Genomic DNA, 6,191 nt, shown 5'->3' on the forward strand with positions numbered 1-6,191 from the left:
GCGCCTCGAATGCGAGGAATCCCTCAAAGGAAAAAGCCCGGCACGGCGGCCGGGCTTTTCCAACGATTGGCGAAGACACCGCGGAGGACCGAGGCCACCCGCGGTGTTCACACTATTCCGCAGCGATGGGAAGCGGCTCCGACTCGTCGGCCGTTACACCCCCTTCTCCGCCGGCGAGGAAAGCAGGAAGCTCCTCGGCCGGGTCCGCGGGTGTGTCTGGCATGTCCGCGCTGTCAGCGAGCCGCAGCGGCTCGGGCAGCCAGCCGGTGCCGTCGAGCAACCGCTCGGCCTCCTTCGCCATTTCGGTCTTCTTGAGATGGTCGATGAGCTGTGCTGCCTGGTCGCCCTTGGCCTCGCGCACCGCTTCCAGAATGCGGGGCTTGGTGACGCGGCCGAGATAGTTGTCAACGGTGGGCCGCCAGCCGGCCTCGACCATGTCGAGACCGACGGCGCGGGCCAGCCGGTCGGCCTGGGCGATGCGCTGCTGCACGCCGTGGGCGGACACGCCCGGTCCGCCGTAACCGTCGCCCTTCTCGTAAAGAGCGTTCACTCCGAATGACACGCAATGTGCCAGCAGCGCGACACGACGGCTGTCGTCGAGGGCAGCGAGCCAATCCCACAGCCCGTCCTCCTCCTTGGGCAGCTCGGCCTTCCAGGCTTCGTGCCGGTCGGCGACCGCTTTGGCCGAGGAGCTGTCCTTCAAATCGGCCGACTGGGCCGGGAAGAACACATGCCGCACCGAGGCTTCCAAACACGCGCCGGGGACACTGTGCCGGAAGGTGTCGAGGCAGAGCTTGTGCAGCAGCGCCGTGAAGGCGACCTGGGGGTTGTTCGCCACCGCGTCCCGCAGCGCGAGGGTGCGATGGGCCGTCAGCTCGCTCACGAGCCGCTCCGGCAGCGGCTTGATCGCCTCGTCGTCGCCGTCGTCTTCCGGCTGGTCGCCTCCGATGGTGATGACGGTGCGCTGGGCGAAAGCGGCAGGAGCCGCCTCACCCACCCCGCCGATCTCGTCTGCTGCCGGATCTTCGCTGCCCGCTGGTACCGGCTCATCTTCCGGCCTCACATAGCCGCGGTCGGCGGCGAGGCGTCCGTTCGCATCGATGCTGACGAACACGCCGGCCCGCGCGATCTCGGCCGGCTCGTAGTGGACCGGACGGCTCTCCAAGGCTGCAAGCGCTTCCTCGATCTCGCCCAGCCGTGCGTCGATTTCGTCCGGCAGCTCATCGGCGCCCTCGTACTCGCCCTCGAACTTGGCCTGCTCGGCGGTTAGGGCATCGAACGTTGCCTGCTCCTCGGGCGTGAGCTCGACCTCCACGCCGTCGAGCCGCCGAAGATGGTGCGCATGGCCGTACCGGAAGTCGACGGCCACCTCGATCCACTTCCAGCCTTCACCGGCGATCTTCTCGGCCTCGGCCGCCAGTTTCTCGGTCGCCAGGCGATCGAGCAGTGCCATGTCCTGGAGCCAGCCGCCGTTGTCCTCCTCGAACAGGTCGCGGAGGACCGCCCCGCCCGCTGCCTTATAAGCGTCGAGCCCTACGAACCGTGCCCGTCGGTCCGACGCGCGCACGGCGCTCTCGGTGAGCTGGCGGCGGATCAGGTAAGGCTCCTTGTCGTAGGACTGCTGCAATGCCTCCCAGACCTGTTCCTGCCGGGCATGGTCGGTGGTGACCGTGAAAGCCATGAGCTGATCCAGGGTCATGCCGTCCTCGGCATAGATCCCGAGCAGCTTCTCGGAGACCGATGCCAGGCGCAGCCGCTGCTTCACCACGGCAGGCGCGACGAAGAACCGGGCAGCGATCTCTTCTTCGCCGGCGCCCTGGTCGCGCAGAACCTTGAAGGCGCGGAACTGATCCAGTGGATGCAGGGCGACGCGCTGGATGTTCTCAGCCAGAGAATCCTCCTCAGCCGAGATCTCGACCGTGGGGTCGCGCACGATGCATGGGATCGGCGCCGTCCTGGCAAGACGCTTCTGCTTCACCAGCCGTTCGAGGGCCCGGTAACGGCGCCCGCCGGCCGGGATCTCGAACATGCCGGTCTCGGCGCCCTCGGCATCGAGCACCGGCCGGACGTTGAGGCTCTGCAGGAGCCCGCGCCGGGCGATGTCCCCGGCCAGGTCCTCGATCGAGACGCCCGCCTTCAGGCGCCGGACGTTGGACTGGCTAAGCACCAGCTTGCTGAAGGGAATGTCGCGCGAGGCACTGAGAATGATCTTCTGAATGGCCTTTGCCATGAGGGATACTCCGCGACGGACGGCCGAGAGACTCTCTCTTGACCTCCAATCCGCCACGGAGTCCGGCGCAGCCCTCTCACTCTTTTTCCGCGATCTTCCAAGGCCCTCCAGGCCTCCAGTTCTTGTTGAACGTGGCACCTGCCCGCAATGCCTCAAGCGGGGGCATTACAAAATCTCCGATGCGATGAAGGAGGTCTGGCAAGGGAGCTGGCGCAAGAGCGATGGAGGTTCGCCGCAGGAAACCGCGCCACTGGGCTTGCTTCGCAGGGTCGTTGGAGAAAGTCGCTGTCAGGGCGGCGGGAGTTTCCGGTGGAATTGCTGTCGCGCGTCGCTCGAACGTCGCCTGAATGGCCTGGACGAAAGTCGACCCGGCAAAGGCGAAGGTCTGCGAGATGGCCCAGAGATCGAAGAAGTCCTTCATGCGGCTATTGAGCAACCCAAGAGCCGCCAGCGCTTGAAGCTTCTCGGCGACCACGGTCTCCGGCGGATAGGCACGCAGATGCGGCAGGGGCATGTCGAGCAGCGATGGGTAGTCGATGTCCTGGATGCCCGGGGTGACGACGTCGCCGAAGCCGATGTCGATCTGAAGCGGTAATCGCGCTCTAGCAATTTCCGCGTCCAGCGTCAAACGAATGCCGCTGTATTCTTCCTCCAGGCGCGCCGCTTGTGCCCGGATCGTCTCTGGCCTGAAGGCTACGCCATCATCGGCGGCGGTGAGCGAGCAGATTTCGCGAAACACCGACACGATGCGCTCGGGCGCCGGATCGCCGAATCCGAGAAGATCAAGATCGCCGGTCGAGCGATAGGGCGTCGGCGCCCAGAGGCTGAAGAGCATGGCCCCCTTGAGGACGAACTCTTCACGATGGGAAGAAAGACCGAGCCGGTACAGCAGCCGCTCGATCGCATAGCGGATCAGCGCCAACTGGACGTTCTCTTGCCTGTCGCGGGCGCGCTGCGTCAGCCGCGCCCTCACCGATGCGGCAATATTCCGGGGGCGCCCCTTTCGGTTCACAGGAGGGCCTCGAGATATGGCCGCATCACGTTCTGCACGCGATCGATGGTGGCGTACTTCCAGAGGTCGTCAGCGGTGGCTCGGCGATTGCGAAGACAGCTGCGCAGGGCTTCGATAGCGACGTCCAGTCCAATCTTGTTTCGGTATTTGAAGCAATCGGCGACCGTCTTCGCCGGGACGGTGATCGGAACCGGGACCTGCTCGATCTTGTGAACCTCAATGCCGGCGGTGAGCGACTTGCCGGTGGCCCGAATGATCCGGAGCGAGACGGGTGGTCGCGTCGGAGCCCATTTCTTCCATCCGATAAGCATCCAGACTTCGTGAGGCGTTTGAGTCGTCAGCTCATGAAACTGCAGCGCCGAAAGAAGGCATATGACGCCGTGGGGGACGATCCGGGCAGCTTCGGCTAGGCTGTGTGCGGGCGAGAGCTTAGCGTCGGCGAGTTGGTAGAGGCCTCGCCCCCGTTGAATCAGGAGTCCCTCATCCTGCATCCGCTTCAGATAGACCCGGGGAACCCCAACGGCGTTGAAATCGCGGGCACGGGCAATCCCCTTCTTCCGGACAAGGGTAAGAGCGCGAGTCTTCAGCTTTGAAGGGCTAGCAGACATGTTACATATACTAGGCGTATATTGACTTTAGCCCTGTAAAGGTATCATCATTCCTAGCGTGGGAACACCTCGATCCTGCTCAGCGAGCTTTCGCGGGGACGAAACGCATAGGTCATTGTGCGACGCTGCTTTGCGAAAGGCTTGGCGTCCCTGCGAAAACCTGCGCAATCGCCTGCCGCGCGCCGCCGATCTTACGCCTCACAACCGAATTGCCTGGGCTCGCATCGCCTCTGATCTTGGCACCGAAGCTAGTGATTTTCGTCACGGAAGGCGCCATGCTGCAGAGACCGCCCAATGGAGAACGCCCGGTCGTGCCGCCGGTCACGGAGCCGAACGCCGTGCCGGGCGGCGGTGGCCCCGACCCACGGCTGGTCGAGTTGGTACGACTGCTCGCGCGCCGCGCGGCGCGGCAATGGTACGAAAAGATGATGGAGGAGCGCCGCGCGGGTCGCTCCTGACCCTTCCGAGGAGTGCCGTGCGATGAAGGTCGCCCTCTACGCCCGCTATTCCTCCGACAATCAGCGTGACGCTTCGATCGTCGACCAGTTCCGCATTTGCCGAATCCATGCCGAGAAGCAGGGTTGGCAGGTCGTCGAGGAATACTCCGACCAAGCAATCTCCGGCGCTTCTCTGCTGCGGCCCGGCATCCAATCGCTGATCGCAGACGCGCTTCGTGGACGCTTCAACGTCGTTCTCGCGGAAGCGATGGATCGGCTGTCGCGCGACCAGGAAGACATTGCCGGCCTCTTCAAGCGCCTTGCCTTTGCCAACGTGAGGATGGTCACGCTCTCCGAAGGAGACGTGACGCATTTGCATGTCGGGCTGAAAGGCACAATGAATGCCCTGTTTCTCAAGGATCTCGCCGACAAGGTTCGCCGCGGCCTGCGCGGAAGGGTGGAGGAAGGCAAGTCCGGCGGCGGCAACTCCTACGGATATGACGTGGTGAAGAAATTCGACGAGAAGGGCGAACTGATCCGGGGCGACCGCTCGATCAATCAGGCGGAAGCGGAGGTCGTGCGCCGGATCTTTCGCGAGTACGTCTCCGGGGTTTCGCCGAAGCAGATCGCCGTAGGGCTCAATCGCGACGGGATTGCCGGGCCAGCAGCCCGCGATTGGGGCTTTACTACGATCTACGGCAGCCCGAAGCGCGGCAACGGCATCCTGAACAACGAAATGTATATCGGCCGGATCGTCTGGAATCGGCAGCGCTTCATCAAGGATCCAGATAGCGGCAAGCGTGTGTCACGGCTCAACTCTCGAGACGAATGGATAATCCAGGAAGCCCCGGAGCTGCGCATCGTGGAGCAGGAACTTTGGGATGCTGCGAAGGTGCGCCAGCTGACCGTCAAGCAGAACACCGAGACCGGCGAGGCAAATGGCATCTGGGAGCGGCGCCGGGCACGCTATCTCCTGTCGGGCCTGACACGCTGCGGCGTATGCGGCGGCGGTTACTCGATGATCTCGGCAACCCACGTCGGCTGCTCGACCGCCCGGAACAAGGGCACGTGCGACAATCGGTTGGCGATCAAGCGGGCGGATCTCGAGGAGCGGGTCCTCGGCGCGCTCAAGAGCGAGCTCATGGACCCAGCTCTGTTTAGGGAGTTTTGCGACGAGTTCACTCGCGAAATGAACCGGCTGCGGATGGAGGGACGCGCCTCACTTGACGCAGCCAAGTCGGAGCTCGGCCGCATCGACAGGCAGATCAAAGCCACAGTCGACGCCATCGCTGACGGTATGTACCACCCGTCGATGAAGGCGAAGATGGACGGGCTCGAAGCTCGCAAGGCGCAGCTCGAGTCCGAACTCGCCCGCGCAGAAGAGCCACCGCCGCTTCTTCATCCCAAGATGGCGGGCTTCTATCGGGAACAGGTGGCCGGCCTGGCCGCCGCGCTTGGCGGCGACGAAGACGCGTTGCGGACCGAAGCGGCCGAGCGCCTACGATCGCTGGTCAGCAAAATCGTGCTGACGCCGGCGGACGGCAAGCTGACGATCGATGTGCACGGCGATCTGGCCGGTATCCTGACGATCGCCCAAGCAAGTGCCCTGTCGAGGGAGGGGAGCGACGGCGCAGATGCTAGGAATCAGCTTCGCATGCCCCAAAACAGCAACGGCCGCCCCCGTGAAGGGGCGGCCGTTGTCGCCGAACTTGCCAAGCAAGTTAAGCTGGTTGCGGGGGCAGGATTTGAACCTACGACCTTCAGGTTATGAGCCTGACGAGCTACCGGGCTGCTCCACCCCGCGTTAAATCCAGCGCGTTCAGATTTCGTTTTGTCGGAATGTGTACCTTAGCGTTCGGAAGATCCGGCAGCGACCTACTCTCCCGTGCCTTGAGACACAGTAC

Annotated in this window: 5 protein-coding genes and 1 tRNA gene; 2 read left to right on the plus strand and 4 right to left on the minus strand. The window is 64.0% G+C overall.

All coding sequences use genetic code 11. The features are described from left to right. Positions 1–112 precede the first annotated feature (112 nt). The 3 genes from ACT6UX_RS28585 to ACT6UX_RS28595 all read right to left on the minus strand — a co-directional run bounded on the left by ACT6UX_RS28585 (position 113) and on the right by ACT6UX_RS28595 (position 3,850). Entirely contained in the window at positions 113–2,230 is a 2,118-nt protein-coding gene (locus ACT6UX_RS28585) for a ParB/RepB/Spo0J family partition protein (protein WP_444778553.1), read from the minus strand. 76 nt (positions 2,231–2,306) lie between these two features. Then, a complete protein-coding gene (locus ACT6UX_RS28590) occupies positions 2,307–3,152 on the minus strand; it encodes a nucleotidyl transferase AbiEii/AbiGii toxin family protein (RefSeq protein WP_444778554.1) in 846 nt (281 codons plus the stop codon). Positions 3,153–3,238: 86 nt separating this feature from the next. After that, positions 3,239–3,850 carry a type IV toxin-antitoxin system AbiEi family antitoxin domain-containing protein gene (locus ACT6UX_RS28595; RefSeq protein ID WP_444778555.1) on the minus strand — a complete coding sequence of 204 codons (612 nt, stop codon included), beginning with the start codon at positions 3,848–3,850 and terminating at the stop codon, positions 3,239–3,241. A 275-nt stretch (positions 3,851–4,125) separates the two neighbouring features. Between ACT6UX_RS28595 and ACT6UX_RS28600 the strand changes: the two genes are divergently transcribed. Together ACT6UX_RS28600 and ACT6UX_RS28605 are read left to right on the plus strand one after the other, a co-directional pair. Then, positions 4,126–4,308 carry a hypothetical protein gene (locus ACT6UX_RS28600; RefSeq protein ID WP_444778556.1) on the plus strand — a complete coding sequence of 61 codons (183 nt, stop codon included), beginning with the start codon at positions 4,126–4,128 and terminating at the stop codon, positions 4,306–4,308. Positions 4,309–4,330: 22 nt separating this feature from the next. After that, on the plus strand, positions 4,331–6,058 hold the full coding sequence (locus tag ACT6UX_RS28605) for a recombinase family protein (protein ID WP_444778559.1): 1,728 nt from the start codon (positions 4,331–4,333) through the stop codon (positions 6,056–6,058). On the opposite strand, the gene ACT6UX_RS28610 is transcribed toward ACT6UX_RS28605, so the two are convergent. Further along, a tRNA-Met gene (locus ACT6UX_RS28610) sits at positions 6,015–6,091 on the minus strand. The genes ACT6UX_RS28605 and ACT6UX_RS28610 overlap by 44 nt on opposite strands. Positions 6,092–6,191: the final 100 nt, after the last annotated feature.

Origin of the sequence: Reyranella sp. (assembly GCF_052439685.1) — a bacterium.
GTDB lineage: Bacteria > Pseudomonadota > Alphaproteobacteria > Reyranellales > Reyranellaceae > Reyranella.